Below are 19,536 nucleotides of genomic sequence, written 5' to 3'. Positions count from 1 at the left end.
CTTCGTCAGAGGCCGACAGGCTCCCGCAAACGCCCGCGCCGCGATGGACGCCCCTTGCGTTGGTCCGCCTGGAGCCCGTAGGCCATGCGGCCGTCGAGGCCCTCGAAAGCTGCAAGATCCATATCCTGCAACGCCACCTCTTCGGCCGACTCCAGTTCGGCTTGCGCCTGCCGCCCTGCAATCGCAAGCCACAGATCGCGCCAGCAGTGCTGGCGCATTATTGCCCCAACCATCGTCACAGTCATGCCCTCCAGCTGACCCTGTCACGCCGCCTGCGGCAAGCATGCCTCGCAGATCGCCGCGACGTGCCGGTGGTCGGTGCCGCAACAGCCGCCGAGCACGCGCAGTTGCGGCATGCGGCGCACGAGTTCGCGGTAACGCCGGCCGAGGTCTTCGGGGTCGCCCGCATCCAGTGTCTCGCTGTTATCAAGCTGCTCGTGGCTCAGGGTCGAGGCATTGGCGCGGATGCCGCCAATGCGCTTCACCCAGGCGCCGCCATGATCGAGTGCTCCTTCGAAATGCGTCGGATGGGCGCAGTTGATCATGTAATAGGCCGGAGATCCGCCGGTCGCCGCATCCGTCGTCTCGATGGCGTCCTGAATGCTGCGGCCGGTCACCAGCCTGCCGTCCGTCTCGAGCGTGAAGGAGATGGCGCAGGGCATGCCGAGCATTTTTGCCGCACGGGCGATGCCGATCGCCTCATCGACGTTGGTCAGCGTGAACGCGGCGACCATATCGGCTTCCGTGCCGGCGAAAGTGCCGATCTGGACGGCGTGGTAGTCCTCCGCCTCGTCGGCACTCATCGCACCCGCCTTGTAGCCGTCGCCGCGCGGGCCGATGGCGCCGCTGATGACGACCGGCTGTTCCGGCTGCTCATAGGCGCGACGCAAGCCCACCAGCAGGTCGACAGCTTCCTCGTTTGCCGCCTGCAGGGCTTCGGTTGTGTATCCGAGCTTCTGGCCCCAGTCGGGATTGGCACGCCACGTGACGGTGTCGAGCACGAAGCCCGTGCCGTGCCGCCGGGCGATATCCAGATAGCGGCGATAGTATCTTTTCGTGCGCTCCCGCCCGTCCTCGGAAGCCAGCAATACGAAGGAGGCGAAATGTGGAAGCTCGATGCCTTCATGAAAGATCATCGTGGTTTCCATACCACCATCGCTAATGAACGTGCCGCCCTTTAGCTGCGGCAGCTCACGCCTGTACTTTGCCATTGCGAAACCTCTCCTGTCGCGGCGCCTGAAATGGCTGCCGTCGATGGATGATGTTCTGACGTTTAAGTTGATGCTAAACTAGGCGACTTGCGGTATACTACAGGCGGTTTCGAACTTTTCGGATTGAAATCAATCCCTTGCATGGACCGATGCTGCCGGGGGCGGAGKCGGGCCTGATGTTGCGGAACTGAAAACTGTACCGCGAGTACAGGAGGGGAACATGCGAAAGGGCGAGGAAACGCGGAATCGCATCCTTGATGTGGCAGAAGCAGCGGTCTTGCAGAAGGGGTTCGGCGGCACTTCCATCGAGGAGCTGATCGCCGAGACGGGCATCACCAAGAGCGGCTTTTTCTACCACTTCAAGGACAAGAACGAGCTCGCGAAGGCGTTGCTCAACCGCTACATCGAAAATGACKAACGCATCTACGACGAGATCTTCAGCCGTGCGCGCGATCTGATGGACGATCCGCTACAGTCCTTCCTGCYTGGTCTGAAGCTTTTGTCCGAATTGCTCTCCGATCTGCCGAACGGCCATCCCGGCTGCCTCGTGGCGACCGTCTGCTATTACGAGCGGCTGTTCGACCACGAGATACAGGATACCAACCGCAACGCCGTCCTCGCCTGGCGCCGCCGCTTCGGCCGTATGTTCCGCGAGATCATGGCGGTCTATTCTCCGCGCGAGCCAGTCGATGTCGACCAGCTTGCCGACATGGTTTCCTCGGTCCTGGAGGGCGGGATCGTTCTCTCCAAGACGCTGAAGGAGCCGAATACGCTTGCCGAACAGGTGCTGATGTTGCGCATCTTCGTCAAGATGCTCTTCCTGCCGGCAATCGAGTCGCCGCTTGTTGCCGTCAGGCACGACCAGATCTATGGCRCAGCCGGCGGCGGCAGCGGCCGGCTATAGGCGCTACCACGACGTTTTCTCCCTGCAGGGAACCGATAGGTGCCCGCACTGTTATGCCCGCAGTGTAAATCGCAGGGAGAACAGGCAATGGACAGCCCGAGCAGCAACAGCAAGACGATCCATGATCCGCGCGGCAAGTTTCCGAAGCCACCCTTTCCCTCGCAGACCCAGCCCTTTCCAGGGCTTGCACGCGATATGGAGCCGAAGCCGGACCATGGCGAGACGAGCTATGAGGGCAGTGGTCGCCTTGCGGGCCGCAAGGCGCTGATTACCGGCGGCGATTCAGGCATGGGCCGTGCGGCGGCAATCGCCTATGCGCGCGAAGGGGCCGATGTTGCGATCAGTTACCTGCCGGATGAAGAGCCGGATGCCCGCGAGGTCATTGAACTGATCGAAAGGGAAGGGCGCATCGGCGTGGCACTGCCCGGCGATCTCAGGGATGAAGAACTCTGCCGGAAGATCGTCGCAGACGCGGTGCGCCAGCTCGGTGGACTTGATATTCTCGTCAACAATGCGGGACGCCAGCAGCAGCGCCAGTCGCTTTCGGATATTTCCAGCGAGGATTTCGACGCGACGATGAAGACCAACATTTATGCAATGTTCTGGCTGACGAAGGCGGCATTGCCCTACCTGCGCGAAGGCTCGGCAATTATCCAGACGACGTCCGAACAGGCCTATGATCCCTCCGCCAATCTGGTCGATTACGCCATGACCAAGGCGGCGATGATGAATTTCACCAAATCGATGGCCAAGCAGCTTGGTCCGAAAGGCATCCGGGTGAACGGCGTCGCCCCCGGACCGATCTGGACGCCATTGCAGGTGAGTGGCGGCGCGACACAGGAAAAGCTGGTCGAGTTCGGCGGCAATACGCCACTCGGACGTCCCGGCCAGCCAGCCGAACTTGCCTCGATCTACGTGCAGCTTGCCGCTGCCGATGCGAGTTACGCCACCGGTCAGGTCTATGGTGCAGCGGGCGGAGGCGGACAGCCATAAGCAATTCCAGCAAATGGGTGCAGCGGTTTTGCGTAAAAGGCAAAGTGCTGCAGCATACCAGATGCTCTAGCTTTCACCGGCCTCCAGATCGGCCGCCATTTCTGCAAGCTTTCGAACGGTGTTGAGGTTGCGGGATGTCCCCGGCTTCAGCACCGGAAGCTTGAGTTTCGAGCGGCCGGAACCATTTGGATAATGCACATAGATCTCACGGCCGGCGAGCTTCGCCTCCTCGCCATCCGGCGCAACCATCTTTTCCAGCGCATCGGAAGCCGTTGCTTCGGGCAGGAAATAGACCAACAGAAAATTGGGCTTGGCCTGGGGAAAAGGCACATTGGCGACGATGGCATCGAGCTCCTTACGGCTGCGCACCATCACGCCCGGCCGCTTGCCCATCGTCCGCCCGAGAGCCGCATCGAGCTTTTCCTCGACCACCTTTTCTGCCTCATCCGAGCGGAACAGAACATTGCCGCTCTGGATGTAGGTCTTCGCATCGGCAAAGCCGAGCTCTTCGCAGATTGCCTTCAATTCGGTCATGGGGAGAGAGCCGGTGCCGCCGACATTCACGGCTCTCAGCAGCGCGACATAGACGGCCATTTCTCCCTCCATTGATTGTGTGGCGTTCACAGGGAACGCCACACCCGATCTTACATCTTTCCTGCCACCTTGATCGCAAACGCATATTCGAATGCGATTTCCTCAAGCCGCTGGAAGCGGCCGGATGCGCCGCCGTGGCCGGCATCCATGTTGGTCTTGAGCAGGATGGGCGAGGAACCCGTCGTCTTGTCGCGCAGCCGCGCGACCCATTTTGTCGGCTCCCAATAGGTGACGCGGGGGTCGGTCAGGCCACCGAGAGCCAGGATCGGCGGATAGGCCTTTGCGCCGACATTGTCATAGGGCGAATAGGCGGCGATCTGCTCGTATTCTTCCTTGCTCTCGATCGGATTGCCCCATTCGGGCCATTCTGGCGGGGTGAGCGGTAGGGTGTCGTCGAGCATGGTGTTCAACACGTCGACGAAGGGCACGGCAGCGATCAGGCCGGCGAATTTCTCCGGCGCCATGTTGGCGACTGCACCCATCAGCATGCCGCCGGCCGATCCGCCCTCGGCGATGATACCAGCGTAAGACGTGAACTTCTCCTGATTCAGATAGTCAGCGGCAGCGATGAAGTCCTTGAAGGTGTTGGTCTTCTTGTCCATCTTGCCGTCTTCGTACCAGGCAAAGCCCTTGTCCTTGCCGCCGCGGATATGGGCGATGGCATAGACGAAGCCGCGGTCGGCGAGCGACAGGCAGTTGGTGTTGAAGCCGGCAGGGATGGTGATGCCGTAGGCACCGTAGCCATAGAGCAGGCAGGGCGCGGTGCCATCGAGCGGTGTGTCTTTGCGATAGAGCAGGGTGACCGGTACCTGCTCACCGTCCCAGGCCGGCGCGAAGACGCGGCGGGTGACGTAGTCATCCGGATTATGGCCCGATGGCACTTCCTGCGTCTTGAGCAGCCTGCGCTCGCGGGTGACCATGTTGTAGTCGTAAAGCTGCGAGGGCGTCGTCATCGAGGAATAGGAGAAACGGATGACGTCGGTCTCGTATTCCGCAGCACCGGAAAGACCGAGCGAATATGCCTCTTCATCGAAGGCGATCGCATGCTCCTCGCCGGTGCGGCGGTCGCGGATCATGATCTGCGGCAGGCCGTTTTTGCGCTGCAGCCACAGCAGGTGGCGGGCATAGGCCATGTGGCTGATGATGAGCGTGCCGGGCTTGTGCGGCACGACCTCGCGCCAGTTTTCCTTGCCCGGTCTGTCAACCGGCGCCTCCATGACCTTGAAATCCTTGGCGCCGCCGTCATTGGTCAGGATGTAGAAGACATCACCGCCCTCCGTCAGCGAATATTCGATGCCTTCTTCGCGCGCGGCGACCAGCTTCGGTTCCGCGGTCAGGTCCTTGGTCGAAAGCAGCCGGTATTCGCTGGTCTCATGGTCGTGGATATCGATATAGATGAAGTCGTCGAGCAGCGAGCCGCCGACGCCCATGAAGAAGCCGGCATCCTCTTCCTCGTAGACCAGACGATCTTCGCTCTGCGGCGTGCCTAGAATATGGTGGAAAACCTTCGAGGGGCGGTGGTTCTCATCGAGCGCCGAATAGAAGAAGCTCTTGCCGTCAGGCGCCCAGACGCCGCCGCCGCCCGTGTTCTCGATCACATCGGACAGGTCTTCGCCGGTCGCCAGATCGCGAACCCGGAGCGTGAAGAACTCGGAACCCTTGTCGTCATAGCCCCAGATGCCGCGGCTATGGTCCGTGCAGTGATCAATGCCGGCGAGACGGAAATAGGCCTTGCCGCCCGCTTCCTTGTCGCCATCGAGCAGGATGACGCGAAGCATCTCGTCCTTCACGTCTCCGTCGCGCGGAATGCGGAAATAGCGCGGCTGCTCGCCGCCGGTGACAAAGGCGGTGCCATAGGCATAGGCGCCGTCCTTCATCGGCACGGAGCTGTCGTCTTCCTTGATACGGCCGCGCATCTCGGCAAACAGCACCTTCTGCAGCGGCTTGGTATCTTCCATGGCCGCATTCATATAGCCGTTCTCGGCCTCCAGATGACTGCGGATATCAGGGTCGAGGATGGAAGGATCCTTGAACATGGCCTGCCAGTTCTCGGCCCGCAGCCAGGCGTATTCGTCCGTGCGCGTAATGCCGTGGCGCGTGTCGGAGACAGGCCTTTTTTCGGCAGCGGGAGGGGCGGGCAGATTGTTGAAAGCGGACAAGGAAGGCTCCGTGAGGGCGATGTCGGTGGGCAAGAGATAGAGACGCGGCAGGTCGGGATCAAGCGCTTAAGCAATGAAGCGTCTCGAGACACGATGGCCGGCGCGTTGCCTTGATGTCACCACAATATTTAAGAAAGTCCGCTAGCGCCGCGCGAAAATTACACCTTCGTCAGGCCCCGGCATGYTGTCGGCGGCAGTATGAAGAATGCATAACAGTAAAGGTTTCCCCGCAATGCCGAAACGTCTGGTTCTGCTTATGTCGCTCATCGGCCTTGCGGCTTCCTCCGCCTTTGCGGTTGATCCTGCCATCAAGAAGCAGCTCGAAAAGCTCGATCCCGCCACCCGCCTCGAACAGAGTTGCGACACCGAAGCCATGAGCCGCATCAACAAGGACGGCACCGGTTTCCGGCCGGACAAGGTGATTGCCTACACTTTCAAGGATCCGATTCCGAGCGACGACCGGCTGGAAGCTCCCGGCGCCGTCTTCCGCAGCAAGGGCGACTGGTACCACCTTGCCTATACCTGCATCACCGGCCCGCAGCACATCAATGTGCGTGACCTGAAGTACAAGATCGGTGACAAGGTGCCGAAGGATAAGTGGACGAAATATTACCTCTACGATTGAGCGTCACTCTCCCGTGTTTCCTGATGGGATTTGTGTCTCTCTCGCCCAAAGGTCCGGCGCTGTCATCTTGTGTCGGGCACAGGAATGCGGGGAGATTGAGACACCTTCCATTCCTCTGCAGGCGGCATCAGGCCACATGGCTTGGTCTGCAGCTTTGCTTTAAGTTTGACTAGAACATCAACTGCATCTGATTCTTTATGAACCGTATTCTTCTTGCACCCGCGCTGCTGCTTGCTGCCGTCTCGTCGGCATTTGCTGCGGAAACATCCCCGGTCGTACCGCAGCATCCGCCCGGAGCAGCAGGTCCGAAGCTGGTGGAGCCGCATCTGCACATCGCCCGTTCCAACATATCAGGCCATGCCCGCGTCGCGCTCACCTTCGATGCCTGCATGGGTGAGGCCGATGAGCGCATTCTGTCCACGCTCGTCAATGAGCGCATTCCCGCGACGATTTTCGTGACCGCGCGCTGGCTGAAGCGCAATCCGAAGGCGGTTGCCGCCTTCCTGCAGAATCCCGATCTCTTCGAACTGGAAAATCACGGCGAGAAGCACATTCCGGCGATCGACAAGCCGGTGCTGGTCTATGGCATCGCATCTGCCGGTTCGCCCGAGGCCGTCAGGCAGGAGGTGGAGGGCGGTGCTGCTGCCATGGTCGCTTCGGGCATTCCCGCACCGCGCTGGTTTCGTGGTTCGACCGCCAAATACGATCTCTCGGCCATCGGCCAGATCCGCGCCATGGGTTATCGCATCGCTGGCTATTCCGTGAATGGCGACGGGGGCTCGCTGCTTGGTGCTGCGGTAACGGAAAAGCGCATTTCCTCGGCAAAGGACGGCGACGTCGTCATTTCCCACATCAACCAGCCGACCCACGCAGCCGGTGAAGGYGTCGCCAAGGCGCTCGTCGATCTCAAGGCCAAGGGCACGGAGTTCGTCCGCCTGCAGGATGTTGCCGATACCGGTGACGACAAAACGACTGAGTAGGGGCGGGGCTTACCTCAGCTCTTCCCCAGCACGCACCGAATTCGCCACAAAACTCCGCATAGCCGGCGCATCCCGATCGAGCGCGAAATCCTCGAACCATTCGCGTTGCGTTCCGGCMAGCGTCGCGCCGATCATCTGTGCTGCGAGGTAGGAGAAGGTGATACCGTTTCCGCCATAGCCATAGGCGGCATAGATACCTGCCATGCCAGGCACCGGGCCGATCAGCGGCAGGCCGTCCGCCGTCTCCCCGAAGGTGCCGCACCAGGCATGCTCCACCCGCATATCGGCTTTCGGCCACAGGCGCTTCAGTTTCTCCCGGATCGCCATGGTCTTCGCGGGTAACTTGCGGTCGCGCTCTCCGGGATCGATTGTGTCGTCATCCTCGCCGCCGGCGATGATGCGGTTATCATCGGTGGTGCGCAGGTAGAGATAAGGATGGCTGTCTTCCCAGAGCAGCGTTCCGTCGCGCCAGAGGTCGTCAGGTTTCTGCGGCACGGTGGCGAGCGCCCAGCTGGAACTCGTGCGGTGCAGCTTCGGCATGTCGAGGCCGGGCATGGAATAGCCGGTCGCCAGCACCACATGCCCCGCCTMGATCACATAGGGGCCATCTGTCACCGCGGTCACATGCCTGCCTTCGCTGTTAAGCGCGCTCACCGAGGCATTGATCAGCCGCGCACCGCGTGAAATCGAGATCTGCAGCAGAGCCCAGGTAAGAAGCAAGGGATCGGCCTCGGCGGAGCCGGGCGAAAGGATCGCCGCATCCCGATCGAACTCATATTGGGTGAAGAGATCGGGATGCTCGAGATAGTGCCCCGGCAACCCCGCCCGCCGGCGCAATTGCCACTCGTCCAGCAATTCGCGCGCGCCTTCATGATTATTGGCGAGATAGAGCGTGTTGCGCGGCCGGAAACCGCAGACGATGCCGTGGGCGCCGACCAGCTTGGCAAGCCCCGCGACGGAAGCGGCGCTGCGGCGGTAGATGGCGGCGGCCCGCTCGAAACCATAGAGGATTTCCAGCTCGCCGAGTGTGCGGTCGATCTCCCATTGCAGCATCGCTGTGCTTGCTGCCGTGCTGCCGAACCCCGGCTGCTCGCGGTCGATGACGACGACGGAGAAACCGCGCGCCGTCAGATGTTCCGCCACAAGCGCGCCGGTGATGCCACCGCCAATGATTGCGATGTCCGTCTTGAAGCTCTGTTTCAGCGGATAACAGGTCGGGCGCTTGCCATTCCTGCCCCAGAGCGAGCTGCCGCCCACGAGGTCGTCGTGGTTGACTTCGTTGAGATCGAGATCGGATGGCATCGGCATATCCCGTCGCTATCGATTACTTCGGCAGTTGTGGCTGCGGTTTTTCCTCGATCACGAGTTCCTCGATGATGGTCATGACGATTAGGGAGAGCGGCAGAGCCAGCATCGCGCCGACGGCGCCCCACATCCATGTCCAGAAAATGATCGCGAGGAAGACGACGAACGGATTGATTTCCAGCCGCCGGCCCATGACGGCGGGAAAGATCAGGTTCTCCATGACGAGGTGCACGGTGAAGAAGGCAGCCGCCGGAATGAGGCCGATGATGATGCCGTCATGGGACATGATCCCGGCGATGGCCACGGCAAAGGTCATCATCGTGATGCCGAGATAAGGAATGAAGCTCGAAAGAAAGGCAAAGAAGCCCCACAGCACGGGCATGGACAATCCGCCGGCATAGGCGATGACAGTCATGACGACGCCGAGCGCCACATAGATCAGCGAGGCAGTGGCGAAATAAAAGCCGAGTGCCTGTTCCACCGCATTGATGACTCGGATGGCGGCAAGCCTCTGGGAGCGGCTGCGGAAAGTCATGATGATCGTCTTGCGCAGGTTCGCGCGGCTCGCGAGGAAGAGCAGAAGCGCTGCGAAGAAGATCAGTCCCTGCACGAGCGCCGGCGTCAGGTTCGTCGTCACTACATGAAGCACATTGCCGGTATTTTCCAGGAGCGCATCGATGGACATCGGCCCGCTCTGGAAGGTTGCGGGCGTGATGTGCAGCCATTCGATCCGCTCCAGATAGGGCATGATGCGTTGAGTGGTGCTCTCGATGAAATCAGGCGCTTCATTGGCGATCGTCGACAGGGGGCCGGCAAGCGAATTGACCACCAGAACGATGACGAGCGCGACGGAGAAAGAAAGAATCGCTGCGTTGGCCAGCCGCGGCACACCCAGCTTTGAAAGCTTTTCTGCCGCCATGCCGAGGATCATGCCGACGACCACGGCGAGCGTGATCGGGATCAGGATCAGCGACATCATGTAGACGGCGGCAAGCCCAAGGATGCCGAAGATGCCGATGATGGCCCAGGCCATGCTGACATCGAGCCCGTCCTTCTCGACGCGTCGAACCGGTACCGGCGGCGGTGGGAGCTCCTCTGTAGCTTCCTGCAGCGTTCGTGCCCATGCGCTGGTATGGCGTTCGCCGAGGCGGATCTTGTTTGCCTGTTTCCGGATTCCGTTGGCGATACCCATGTGCGATAAGTCCCAGAAGCCCCATTGCTTCGGCAATCAACGCGCAAGGGTTGCTGCCGGTTCCGCCGGGGGATCAAGGCCTTTAGGCAACCCGCTGCCGGCCGATGAAATCCACGAAGGCGCGCAGCGGCGGCGGCATCTGGCGCCGGCTCGGATAATAGAGATGGAAGCCGGAGAAGGGCGGTGTCCAGTCGTCGAGCATGCTCACCAGCCGGCCGGCGGTGATATGTTCCGCCACGTGATAGTCGAAGAGATAGCCGATGCCGATGCCATCGAGCATGGCCCGCAGCATCAGGTCGTTGTCTGTGGTGCTGAGTGGCCCCGAGACGGCCACTTCGAGCTTTTCATCGCCGCGCTCGAATTCCCAATGATAGAGGCTGCCATCCGTCGGCCAGCGGGAAGCGACGCAAGAGTGGTCGCGCAGGTCACGCGGCGTTGCCGGCATGCCRTGGCGGGCGACATAGTCAGGTGAAGCGACGACGACGAGCCGCATCTCGCCGCCGAGTTTTACGCTCACCATGTCCTTTTCCACCATCTCGCCCAGCCGAATACCGGCATCGAAACGGTCGGCAACGATATCGGAGAGCTTGTCATCCACGATGATGTCGATGACGATATCGGGATAGGCGGCGTGGAAGGGGGCAATCAGCGGTGCCAGCCTGTGTACGATCGCAACGCGCGGCGCATTGATGCGCAACAACCCGGCCGGCGTATCGCGTAGCGTCGAAATATCTGCCACCGCCTGGTCGAGATCGGCGAGCGCCGGCAACAGCCGGGTTAATAGCCGCCGGCCCGCCTCGCTCGGTGCCACACTCCGGGTCGTGCGGTTGAGCAGCCGGATACCCATCCGCTCCTCGAGCGTGCGGATCGTCTGGCTGAGCGCCGACGCTGATATGCCAAGTCGGGCAGCCGCACGGGCAAAATTACCGTGCTCGGCCACAGCGGCAAAAGCCCTGAGTTCCGCATAGTCGCTGCCGCGCATTATKCTCTATTTTCTAAAGAAGCCATGCCGATAATGTAGCATTGTTACCAGTATCGGCAAGGCGCATCTTCTGTCTGCAACACAGGAGATCATCCATGACTGATACATTGTGCCTTGACCGCTATCGTCTCCTCGGCCGTTCCGGCCTGCGCGTCTCACCTCTGTCGCTCGGCGCCATGACCTTCGGAACCGACTGGGGCTGGGGCGCGGATGAAGAGGAGGCGCGCCGCATGTTCGACGCCTATGTCGATCGCGGCGGCAATTTCATCGACACCGCCAACCAATATACCGGCGGCACCTCCGAAACCCTCGTCGGCCGCTTTGCCGAAGGCCGCCGCGACGAACTGGTGATTGCCACCAAATACACGATCACCTCGCGCCCCAGGGATCCGAACTCCGGCGGCAATCACCGCCGCAGCATGGTCCGTTCGGTGGAAGACAGCCTGAAGCGGCTGAACACCGATTACATCGACCTCTTCTATCTGCATGCCTGGGACTTCACGACCTCGGTGGAAGAAGTGATGCGCGGGCTGGACGATCTCGTCACCGCCGGCAAGATCGTTTATGCCGGCATTTCCGATACGCCGGCCTGGCAGGTCGCGCGCATGCAGACGCTGGCCGACCTTCGCGGTTGGGCGCCGCTGGTGGCTCTGCAGATCGAATACAGCCTGATCGAACGTACGGTGGAGCGCGAACTGATCCCTATGGCCGCTGAACTCGGCCTCGGCGTCATCCCCTGGTCGCCGCTCGGCATGGGTGTCCTCACCGGCAAATATAGTCGTGCCGACCTCGAGATCGGCGGTGGCACCGCAAGTGCCGTCGGCACCCGCAAGAATGTCGCTGCCGGCAACGGTTCGCTGACCGAGCGCAGCCTCGGCATCGCCGAGGTCGTGAAGGAAATCGCTGCCGAGATCGGCAAGACGCCCGCGCAGGTGGCGATCGCCTGGACGCTCACCAACCCGGCCGTGACTTCGCCGATCATGGGCGTGAAGACGATGGCCCAGCTCGAAGACAATCTCGGTGCGCTCGATGTTGTCCTGTCGGATGATCACCGCACCCGGCTGGCCGAAGCAAGCGCCATCGTTCTCGGCTTCCCGCATGATTTCCTCGCCAAACCACTGACGCGCGGCGTCATGTTCGGCGAGGTGACCATCGAGCCCCGTCACTAAAGTCTGAGGCATGCAAATGATAAAATGGCGCCGGATACGGCGCCATTTGTCGTCTGGATGTTTTGCTTCGAAAGCGCAGCCCCTGCGCGTTCCGATCGCCGTTCGTGCCGCTCCGAAGTTACCGCCCAAGCGCGATCGAAAGCGGGACGGCAATGTAGCCTGACGGCGGCGCCGTCTCCCCTCCTGATGGTGCAAGGACCGGCGGCGGCAGATTTTCATCTATTTTCGCCGGGCCGATACGGTTCCAGTCGTAGAGGAAGATTTCCTCGTAAAACTTGGCGATCTCGGCATCATAGAAGATCAGGCTCGCATCCCGGTTGAAGCCGGTGCCGGCTGTCGTCCAGTTGTGGCTGCCCATCAAAACGGCTTCGCTGTCGATGATGATCCCCTTGGTATGGCAGTTCTTCTGCTTGCGGATCTTACTGGTATCGAAGCCGTAATCCTTGGCGTTGGTGATGACGTCGCGGTCCTCGGAGCCGAAGCTGCGAAAGATGATGCGCACGTCGAGCCCGCCTTTCTGCTTTTCGAGCAGCGCATCCAGCAGCCGGCGATAGTTGTCGCCCACCGTCTTGGTGTTGAAGCTCTGGTTCTGGAAGTAGATCCGGCTCTTGGCCGATTGAATGAACGGCAATACCACGTCGATATAGTTGTCAGGCGTCAGGATCGGCTGCACGTCGATCGTCCGCTCGCCGGTCAGCGGCTGGAAATAGCGCGGCTTTTGAGGCGCTTCGAGCGTGTCGGTGGCGAGGTTAGCGGGCAGGAAGACCAGTTGTTCCGACACGATGCCGGCCTCGGTCACCGTCTTGGCCTCTTCCAGATCGCGCAGAATATGATCCTCATAGAGTTTGCTGAGCACGGCATCTTCAAGGATGGCATGCCATTCGCGATTGTAGAGCCGCAGTGCCGATGCCGCGTCATCCTTGTTTGTCAAAGGTGCCACGTTGGGCTGGTTGGAGCTCTGCCAGTTGCCGCTCGAAAGCCACATGGCATTGTGGTCGCGCACGGCGACCTTGATATGATAGGCGGAATCGAAGATGCCGTTCCTGCCGACGCTCGCCGGCGCGAAATCGAACTTGTTGCCCTTCGCATCGCGGATCTGCCCGACCGCTTCGGCATCCGTCAGATCACCGTCATGCACCTTGCCGCCCATCTGCAGTACCATGGAGATGGTTTCTGCCTGGCCCTTGACAGCATCCAGCACGCCATTGGCGACATTCGTCGCACCGAAATCGTACATGGCAACGACCAGCGACTTCCGGGTCTTCGACAGGAATGGGCCAAGCTGCGGCCAGCTCGCATCGGGTCCGGTATGGATGACGAATTTGCCATTGACCGGGCGCCGGGTCAGCGGCAGATCGGGACGCGGCTTGTAATTCGTATGCCAGCTCGGCTGCGCAGCCTCGTCCATGTCAATGCCGAAGAGATCCTGCGCCGAGGCAACGGTGATGTCAGTGCGCACGCCGTCAATATAATCAGGTAGTTTCGTGCGGCCGCGCGCTTCCAGGGCGCCCAGCTCGAGCTTGCGATTGACCGCGATCACAACGGCGCGCTGATCGGTGATCTCGCCATTCTCGAAGCGATAGCCCGGCTTGATGGCTACAACGTCATCACGATTGGCAAGCTGAGATCTTGCGCTGCGGACCGCTGTAAATACCTGCTCCTTGGTCGGCATCGGAATCGGCGAGGGGGACGGCGGGTTGGGGCCGGAACCGGTCGTGCTCATGACGATGGACGGCCCCGACGGCGCGTTCGCCGGTCCGCCTGCGAGCGAGGATTGCAACGCCGCAGTGTCCAGTTCGACGGTAATCTTCAGCGGCACCGTGAATGTCACTTTGCCGCCGCTGCCGCTTCCACTTCCATCGCTATTGATCACGGCAATTTCCTCTTTCGGTGGCGGTTGGAGCAATCCTTGGGCACGCTGCAGGCAGCGCCGCAGAACGGCCGCCGGCACTGCGTCATTCTCGATGAATTCGGTTCCGCTGTAGTGAAGCCCCATCACCCTGCCGGTGCCGATGTCGAGCAACGGAGAGCCGGAATTGCCGCCGAGGGTGGAGCAGGAATGGGTGACACGGTTCTCGTCGGCGGCCAGCAGGTTGCCGACTGCAAGCCGCTTCTTGGTGAATACGCCGCCAAAAATCTTTTCGGCAAGCCTCTGATCGGAGAAGCGGGAATCGCTGGCGGGATAGCCGATTGCGGCAACCGGCAGGTTGCGCACCGGCACCTCGGAGGCAAGGTCGAGCTTCAGACGGCCGACCGGCGAGGATTTCTGCTCCAGCTTTAGGAAGGCAATATCGGGTCCGTTTTCGGGCGCCACCCAGACGACGCGTTCGATCTTCACTTCGTCGCTGGCGGCGTTACCGTATTCTTCCAGGAAGTCGATGTTGACGCCGATTTCGCGGCGCGCGTCGAAGCCGATCTTGAACTTGAAACCGGTGCCGCTTGCTTCCGCAAAAAGGTTGGCCACATGGCGGTTGGTGACGACAAGACCGTCATCGATCACCCATGCCGTGCCGGCATAGTCGCGGTCGGCATTGGTGACGTCGACACGGCCGATCGAAACCATCGCCCGGTCCACGTTCGCAGCGTTGTCCGTGAGGATGCGGCGCCAGGCCTTCGCTTCCTCTCGGGCGCTGTCGATGTCGACGGCATTGTTCCTGACAAGGAAAACCGGCGTACCCACGGCAAAGACGATCGTCTCCAAGTCGCCGACTGGAGGTGGGCCGATATCGACCCCTTCTTCGACTGGCTGATCTCGGTTCATCAATGCGCGTACGCCGCCGTAACGGACGTTCATGGCGCGGCCGGCTTCATCGAGCCAGCCAGGCTTTTGCGCGCTGCTCATCAGCGCGTTGATATCTGCCCGAACATCCGGCGGGCTGGCGGCTGCAACCTGCTCCGCTACCTGCCGGACGCGCTGAGAGTCCTCCACTGTCATTCTGCCTCCTCCGTCCGATGGCGGACGTCTCGTCGGTGTACGATGGGGATTGGCTGCGAAATCTATTGATGGTTGTAAACTGGAACGATACGTCCAGATTATTACAGCGGGATGATGGCGTCGAGCCCTGCGCTTGCGGTCGTCCTGAAAGCAAATATCGGCAAATATGCCGGGACTGTTTTGGAAATTACCTCAAAACAAAAGGACCGTTTCGGCAAAATACCAAAACGGTCCTCTCCAAGTGCCTTAAAAGTTATTCCTTCAGGCCGAGAGCGTCAGCCCGATGCCCCATGGATCTCTCAGGAAGACGCCGCCGTCGCGCTTCTCGCTCCTGATCTCCAGTTCGTCGAGCTTGGCAACGGCCTTGTCGAGCGTTTCCTTGTCGTTGAAACGGATCTTGTAGTCGGAAAGGCCGGTCATGTGGTCGGCGCGCGTGCCGGCGCCGCGGCTGTTCCAGATATTGGCTGCGAGATGGTGGTGATAGCCGCCGCTCGCAAAGAAGCTCGCGCTCGGATAACGCGCCATTACCTTCAGGCCAAGCACGTCGCGATAGAAGGCATCCGCCTGCGGAATGTCGCCGACCTGCAGATGGATGTGACCGATCGCGGTGCCGTCAGCCATGCCGGTCCAGGTATCGTCGGGCGCGCTGTTGTAGAGCGCCTGCAGGTCGAGCCGCAGCGTTGCCATTTCCACCATGCCGTCCGGATGGAACTTCCAGCTCTCATGCGGCCGGTCTGCATAGATTTCGATGCCGTTGCCCTCCGGATCGGAAAGGTAGATCGCCTCGCTGACCAGATGGTCGGACGCGCCTTCCAGCGTGACGTTGTTGTGCGCGGCATGGCGCAGCCAGCGGGCAAGTTCGGTGCGGCTTGGCATCAGGAAAGCGGTGTGGAAGAGGCCGGCGGCATTGCGGGGCGCCTCGCGCGCATTGCTGTCCGTCGTCAGCGTCAGCAACGGCAGGCCGGCGACGCCAAGGACTTCGCCGCTTGCGGTCTTTTCGAGCACCGAAAGGCCAAGCATCTTCTGATAGAAACCGGAAACCGCGGCCAGGTCTTTCACGACCAGATGCGACTGGTCGATATAGGCAGGGCGCGTCAGCGCATAGGAAGTTTCTGATGACGTCACGGAATGATCTCCTGCCCTGGAATTGAAAGGCGTACCGGCGGTGGCGGCAAATGTGCCGCCCGTAGCGAGCGCGAGGAATTTTCGCCGGTCCATTTGCCTGTAAGCTCCCCTCGGCTGCTGTACTTGATGCCTATATGATCTATTTGCATTGTTCACAGAAGGCCAGTTTTTGACGATGAAGCGTTCTGCAAACGTTGACGATCGCTTGGCCCCCACTTGATATCAGTCAATGCGCTTTATCTATCCGAGTAGGAAGTTGACCACGAAGAGCAACACCTCGAGGAGGATCGCATGTACAAGAAGATCATCGTTCCGATTGAAATCGGCAGCATCGATAAGGGCGAGAAGATTTTCCGCAACGCGGCAAAGCTGCTCGACAATGGCGGCGAGATCATCCTCCTCAATGTCGTCGAGGATATTCCGACCTATGTCGCCATCGAGCTGCCGGGAAACATCGTCGAAGATGCCATGAGGGAAGGCCGCGACCGGCTGGATGGCCTCGTCGCCAAGACCGGCATTCCGGCCGCCGTCGAAGTCCGCAACGGCCCGCCAGCCAACGGCATTCTTGCCGCGGCGGACAGCCACGGCGCCGACCTCATCATGATCGCCTCGCATATCCCCGATATCTATAACTACTTCATCGGCGCCACCGCCGACCGCGTGGTGCGCCACGCCAAGTGCTCGGTACTGGTGGATCGGTAGGACGTGAAACCATGGACACGAAACTTCAGGAAAAGATCCTGCGCGACCGCTGGCACGAGCTGACTGCGCGCCTGCGCAAGATCGATACGGACCTCGGCCGCACCAAGGCGGCCGATGACGAAGACMGCGCCATCGAGAACGAGAATGACGAGGTACTGGAAGGGCTCGGCCAGGCCGGTGAGGACGAGTTGCGCGCCATTGACGCCGCTCTCGAACGCATCGCCAAGGGCACCTATGGCACCTGCGCCCGTTGCGGCGCCGAGATATCCGAGGCCCGCCTTGCAGTGCTGCCGCAGACGCCGCTCTGCGAGGATTGTGCGGCAGGCAAGTAAGCGCGTCATCAAAAACGAGCATGGCTCGTCACAAAGATTTAACCTGACGCCACCGGGCGTCAGGTTGCGCCTTTACGCATTCAATGCGACCATCGCATCGCTATGAGTAAGGGTGCGTGCATGGCCGAAATCAACGGCATTCGCTGGGCTTACGACAGATATGAGCTGATCGCCGACGGCATCGTCCACGGCGTCGGTTTGTTCTTTGCCCTGATCGGCGTGACCGTGCTGATCTTCTACGCCACCCTCTGGAGCCCCGCCGGTGCGCTCGCTGCCGCCTGGGTTTACGGTGTCGGGCTGGTGCTGACGCTGGGCATTTCCTTTTCTTATAACATCTGGCCGGTTTCGCGCACCAAATGGTATCTGCGCCGGCTTGACCACTCGGCGATATTCATCCTGATCGCCGCCACCTATACGCCCTTTCTGGAGCGCGGCGCCGACGATCCGCTGCTCCTGGGCATGCTGATCGTCATCTGGGCGATCGCTGCCTTCGGCATTTTCGTCAAATGTGTCTTTCCGGGCAAATACGACAGGCTGGCGATCCTGCTTTATCTCGCTATGGGCTGGAGCGGCGTGCTGGTTGCCGAACCCGTCGCCTCGCGCATTCCCTATGCTTCCATGCTGCTGATCATCATCGGCGGCATCATCTATTCGCTGGGGGTCATCTTCCACGTCTGGGAGAGGCTGCGCTTCCAGAATGCCATCTGGCATGGCTTCGTTGTGGCCGCGGCTGCAGTGCATTATTCGGCCGTGCTGACCTGCTTCAGCCTCTCGGTTCCCGCCTTCTGATCTCTTGCTGATATCTGGCGTTTACATCGGCCCGCGCCCGGCGTATGCCCCGGCAGAAGACCATTCCGAACCGGACCTGCCATATGACCGATACCGTTCTCATCCGGGACGCCGCCGAAGTCGATCTTGCTGCTATCCGTGATATCTACAATCACGCTGTCGAGCACACGACGGCGATCTGGAACGAAACGCTCGTCGATCTCGACAACCGGCTGGAATGGTTCAAGGCTCGCAAGGGCAGGGGCTTTCCGGTCATCGTCGCCGAAATGAACGGCGAGGTCGCCGGCTACGCCTCTTACGGCGACTGGCGCGCCTTTGACGGCTACCGTCACACGGTCGAGCATTCCGTCTATGTCGATAAAGACTGCCGCGGTGCGGGCATTGGCGAAAAGCTGATGCGCGAATTGATCGCGCGGGCGGGCGCCGGAAATATCCACGTCATGATCGCCGGCATCGAGGCAGAAAATGCCGCCTCCATCAAACTGCACGAGAAACTCGGCTTCCGCATTGCCGGCACATTTTCCGAAGTCGGCATCAAGTTCGGCCGCTGGCTCGATCTGACCTGCATGGAGCTGCGCGTGCCGAAGACCTGACGGGAACTTCGAGAGATTGATTGCCGGCAAGGACTAACCATATTTTTATCGTAGTCTGCGCCTTGTAGAAATCTCTGGTAGCGCGACTCGCGGAGGAGAGGTTGATGTTTGGACGCTCGGTGCTCGGTCTTTCGGCTTTCTTGGCCATAACCGCCTATTCGCTGCCCGTTATGGCGGCCAGTTGCGGCAGCACGGCTTCGCCCGAGCTCGACTGGCAGGAGTGCAACAAGAAAAACCTGATGCTGCAGGGCAGCGACCTCCAGGGCGCCAATCTGGCCGGCACGGATTTCTCGCTGACCGATCTCGGCGGCGCCAATCTCAAATCCGCCAATGCCGAAAAGGCGACCCTTGTGCGCGCCTCGCTTGAAGGCGCTACCGCGCAGGGCGCGAACTTCGGAAAAATCGAAGCCTATCGATCGACGTTTGCCAGGGCCATCGCCGATGGTGCAAGCTTTGCCGGTGCGGAGTTGCAGCGGGCCGATTTCACCGGGGCGCAGCTGACGAAGGCCAACTTCGAGAAGGCCGAGCTGGGTCGGGCCAATTTCGACCAGGCGGTGCTGACAGGCGTCAGCTTCGCACTCGCTAACCTCTCCCGCGCCGATCTGACGAGCGCAAGCTTTGAAGGTCCGATCAGTTTCGACCGAGCCTTCATGTTTCTGACCCGCATCGAGGGGCTGGATCTTTCCGCCGCTACCGGCCTGCAACAGGCGCAGATCGACCTCGCCTGCGGCGATTCCTCCACCAAACTGCCTTCGGGGCTCTCTGTCCCTTCGACCTGGCCTTGCCCGCAGGAGCAAGACTAGGGTTAAAACCCAATCAAACTATTGATTAAATTATCTCTGTATGATTCACTTCGGTAATAATGGGAGTTTGAATCATGGCAGGAGAATTCTGGCTTGATGACCGACAGTGGGCGGTGATCGCTCCTCTGCTTCCGACGAACCAA

Annotated in this window: 19 protein-coding genes; 10 read left to right on the top strand and 9 right to left on the bottom strand. The window is 60.7% G+C overall.

What is annotated here, in order from left to right; translation table 11 throughout:
- Positions 1-5: 5 nt before the first annotated feature.
- Positions 6-245: a hypothetical protein gene (locus AC1DNW_RS24280; protein ID WP_477854602.1), complete on the bottom strand. Its 240-nt coding sequence runs from the start codon at positions 243-245 to the stop codon at positions 6-8.
- An 18-nt stretch (positions 246-263) separates the two neighbouring features.
- Complete coding sequence (locus AC1DNW_RS24275) at positions 264-1,211, bottom strand: homocysteine S-methyltransferase family protein (protein ID WP_113311735.1); 948 nt, start codon at positions 1,209-1,211, stop codon at positions 264-266.
- 220 nt (positions 1,212-1,431) lie between these two features.
- Here AC1DNW_RS24275 and AC1DNW_RS24270 point away from each other — a divergent pair, with 220 nt between their 5' ends.
- Together AC1DNW_RS24270 and AC1DNW_RS24265 are read left to right on the top strand one after the other, a co-directional pair.
- On the top strand, positions 1,432-2,115 hold the full coding sequence (locus AC1DNW_RS24270; RefSeq protein ID WP_477854601.1) for a TetR/AcrR family transcriptional regulator: 684 nt from the start codon (positions 1,432-1,434) through the stop codon (positions 2,113-2,115).
- 87 nt (positions 2,116-2,202) lie between these two features.
- Positions 2,203-3,108, top strand: a complete 906-nt coding sequence (locus AC1DNW_RS24265) for an SDR family oxidoreductase (RefSeq protein ID WP_113311737.1) — start codon at positions 2,203-2,205, stop codon at positions 3,106-3,108.
- 66 nt (positions 3,109-3,174) lie between these two features.
- Here the strand turns inward: AC1DNW_RS24265 and AC1DNW_RS24260 are convergent, their stop codons facing one another.
- Both AC1DNW_RS24260 and AC1DNW_RS24255 read right to left on the bottom strand, forming a co-directional pair.
- Positions 3,175-3,702, bottom strand: coding sequence for a DUF1697 domain-containing protein (locus AC1DNW_RS24260; RefSeq protein WP_113311738.1), 528 nt, complete (start codon positions 3,700-3,702; stop codon positions 3,175-3,177).
- 50 nt (positions 3,703-3,752) lie between these two features.
- Positions 3,753-5,861 carry a S9 family peptidase gene (locus AC1DNW_RS24255; protein ID WP_113311739.1) on the bottom strand — a complete coding sequence of 703 codons (2,109 nt, stop codon included), beginning with the start codon at positions 5,859-5,861 and terminating at the stop codon, positions 3,753-3,755.
- A 232-nt stretch (positions 5,862-6,093) separates the two neighbouring features.
- Between AC1DNW_RS24255 and AC1DNW_RS24250 the strand changes: the two genes are divergently transcribed.
- Together AC1DNW_RS24250 and AC1DNW_RS24245 are read left to right on the top strand one after the other, a co-directional pair.
- Positions 6,094-6,486, top strand: a complete 393-nt coding sequence (locus AC1DNW_RS24250; protein ID WP_113300302.1) for a DUF930 domain-containing protein — start codon at positions 6,094-6,096, stop codon at positions 6,484-6,486.
- A gap of 197 nt (positions 6,487-6,683) precedes the next feature.
- The gene (locus tag AC1DNW_RS24245; protein ID WP_113311740.1) at positions 6,684-7,466 is read left to right on the top strand and encodes a polysaccharide deacetylase family protein; all 783 of its coding nucleotides are present in this window, start codon (positions 6,684-6,686) and stop codon (positions 7,464-7,466) included.
- Between the two features lie 9 nt (positions 7,467-7,475).
- On the opposite strand, the gene AC1DNW_RS24240 is transcribed toward AC1DNW_RS24245, so the two are convergent.
- The 3 genes from AC1DNW_RS24240 to AC1DNW_RS24230 all read right to left on the bottom strand — a co-directional run bounded on the left by AC1DNW_RS24240 (position 7,476) and on the right by AC1DNW_RS24230 (position 10,945).
- Complete coding sequence (locus AC1DNW_RS24240; protein ID WP_477854600.1) at positions 7,476-8,768, bottom strand: NAD(P)/FAD-dependent oxidoreductase; 1,293 nt, start codon at positions 8,766-8,768, stop codon at positions 7,476-7,478.
- Positions 8,769-8,790: 22 nt separating this feature from the next.
- A complete protein-coding gene (locus tag AC1DNW_RS24235) occupies positions 8,791-9,963 on the bottom strand; it encodes an AI-2E family transporter (protein ID WP_113300305.1) in 1,173 nt (390 codons plus the stop codon).
- 82 nt (positions 9,964-10,045) lie between these two features.
- Complete coding sequence (locus AC1DNW_RS24230; RefSeq protein WP_113311742.1) at positions 10,046-10,945, bottom strand: LysR family transcriptional regulator; 900 nt, start codon at positions 10,943-10,945, stop codon at positions 10,046-10,048.
- A gap of 95 nt (positions 10,946-11,040) precedes the next feature.
- Here AC1DNW_RS24230 and AC1DNW_RS24225 point away from each other — a divergent pair, with 95 nt between their 5' ends.
- Positions 11,041-12,114 (top strand): aldo/keto reductase, encoded by a 1,074-nt coding sequence (locus tag AC1DNW_RS24225; RefSeq protein WP_113311743.1) that lies wholly within the window; start codon positions 11,041-11,043, stop codon positions 12,112-12,114.
- A gap of 118 nt (positions 12,115-12,232) precedes the next feature.
- On the opposite strand, the gene AC1DNW_RS24220 is transcribed toward AC1DNW_RS24225, so the two are convergent.
- Complete coding sequence (locus AC1DNW_RS24220) at positions 12,233-15,049, bottom strand: phospholipase D-like domain-containing protein (RefSeq protein ID WP_113311744.1); 2,817 nt, start codon at positions 15,047-15,049, stop codon at positions 12,233-12,235.
- Positions 15,050-15,310: 261 nt separating this feature from the next.
- On the bottom strand, positions 15,311-16,267 hold the full coding sequence (locus AC1DNW_RS24215; protein ID WP_477854599.1) for a VOC family protein: 957 nt from the start codon (positions 16,265-16,267) through the stop codon (positions 15,311-15,313).
- Between the two features lie 198 nt (positions 16,268-16,465).
- Between AC1DNW_RS24215 and AC1DNW_RS24210 the strand changes: the two genes are divergently transcribed.
- The 5 genes from AC1DNW_RS24210 (at position 16,466) to AC1DNW_RS24190 (ending at position 19,393) form a co-directional block, all read left to right on the top strand.
- A complete protein-coding gene (locus AC1DNW_RS24210) occupies positions 16,466-16,876 on the top strand; it encodes a universal stress protein (RefSeq protein ID WP_113311745.1) in 411 nt (136 codons plus the stop codon).
- An 11-nt stretch (positions 16,877-16,887) separates the two neighbouring features.
- A complete protein-coding gene (locus AC1DNW_RS24205; RefSeq protein ID WP_477854598.1) occupies positions 16,888-17,208 on the top strand; it encodes a TraR/DksA family transcriptional regulator in 321 nt (106 codons plus the stop codon).
- Between the two features lie 120 nt (positions 17,209-17,328).
- The gene (gene trhA, locus AC1DNW_RS24200) at positions 17,329-17,997 is read left to right on the top strand and encodes a PAQR family membrane homeostasis protein TrhA (protein WP_113300311.1); all 669 of its coding nucleotides are present in this window, start codon (positions 17,329-17,331) and stop codon (positions 17,995-17,997) included.
- Between the two features lie 44 nt (positions 17,998-18,041).
- Complete coding sequence (locus AC1DNW_RS24195) at positions 18,042-18,590, top strand: GNAT family N-acetyltransferase (RefSeq protein WP_113311747.1); 549 nt, start codon at positions 18,042-18,044, stop codon at positions 18,588-18,590.
- A gap of 104 nt (positions 18,591-18,694) precedes the next feature.
- Complete coding sequence (locus AC1DNW_RS24190; RefSeq protein WP_113300313.1) at positions 18,695-19,393, top strand: pentapeptide repeat-containing protein; 699 nt, start codon at positions 18,695-18,697, stop codon at positions 19,391-19,393.
- Positions 19,394-19,536: the final 143 nt, after the last annotated feature.

The organism is Rhizobium sp. 05L429 (assembly GCF_056397645.1).
The sequence above is the reverse complement of the archived record's forward strand: the minus strand, read 5'-3'. Positions and strand labels throughout refer to the sequence as shown.

Coding starts and splice junctions, on each gene's coding strand:
- AC1DNW_RS24220 (WP_113311744.1), bottom strand. CDS start 15,049: ATGACAGTGGAGGACTCTCAGCGCGTCCGGCAGGTAGCGGAGCAGGTT.
- AC1DNW_RS24215 (WP_477854599.1), bottom strand. CDS start 16,267: ATGGACCGGCGAAAATTCCTCGCGCTCGCTACGGGCGGCACATTTGCC.
- AC1DNW_RS24225 (WP_113311743.1), top strand. CDS start 11,041: ATGACTGATACATTGTGCCTTGACCGCTATCGTCTCCTCGGCCGTTCC.
- AC1DNW_RS24235 (WP_113300305.1), bottom strand. CDS start 9,963: ATGGGTATCGCCAACGGAATCCGGAAACAGGCAAACAAGATCCGCCTC.
- AC1DNW_RS24280 (WP_477854602.1), bottom strand. CDS start 245: ATGACTGTGACGATGGTTGGGGCAATAATGCGCCAGCACTGCTGGCGC.
- AC1DNW_RS24260 (WP_113311738.1), bottom strand. CDS start 3,702: ATGGCCGTCTATGTCGCGCTGCTGAGAGCCGTGAATGTCGGCGGCACC.
- trhA (WP_113300311.1), top strand. CDS start 17,329: ATGGCCGAAATCAACGGCATTCGCTGGGCTTACGACAGATATGAGCTG.
- AC1DNW_RS24210 (WP_113311745.1), top strand. CDS start 16,466: ATGTACAAGAAGATCATCGTTCCGATTGAAATCGGCAGCATCGATAAG.
- AC1DNW_RS24265 (WP_113311737.1), top strand. CDS start 2,203: ATGGACAGCCCGAGCAGCAACAGCAAGACGATCCATGATCCGCGCGGC.
- AC1DNW_RS24195 (WP_113311747.1), top strand. CDS start 18,042: ATGCCCCGGCAGAAGACCATTCCGAACCGGACCTGCCATATGACCGAT.
- AC1DNW_RS24250 (WP_113300302.1), top strand. CDS start 6,094: ATGCCGAAACGTCTGGTTCTGCTTATGTCGCTCATCGGCCTTGCGGCT.
- AC1DNW_RS24190 (WP_113300313.1), top strand. CDS start 18,695: ATGTTTGGACGCTCGGTGCTCGGTCTTTCGGCTTTCTTGGCCATAACC.
- AC1DNW_RS24275 (WP_113311735.1), bottom strand. CDS start 1,211: ATGGCAAAGTACAGGCGTGAGCTGCCGCAGCTAAAGGGCGGCACGTTC.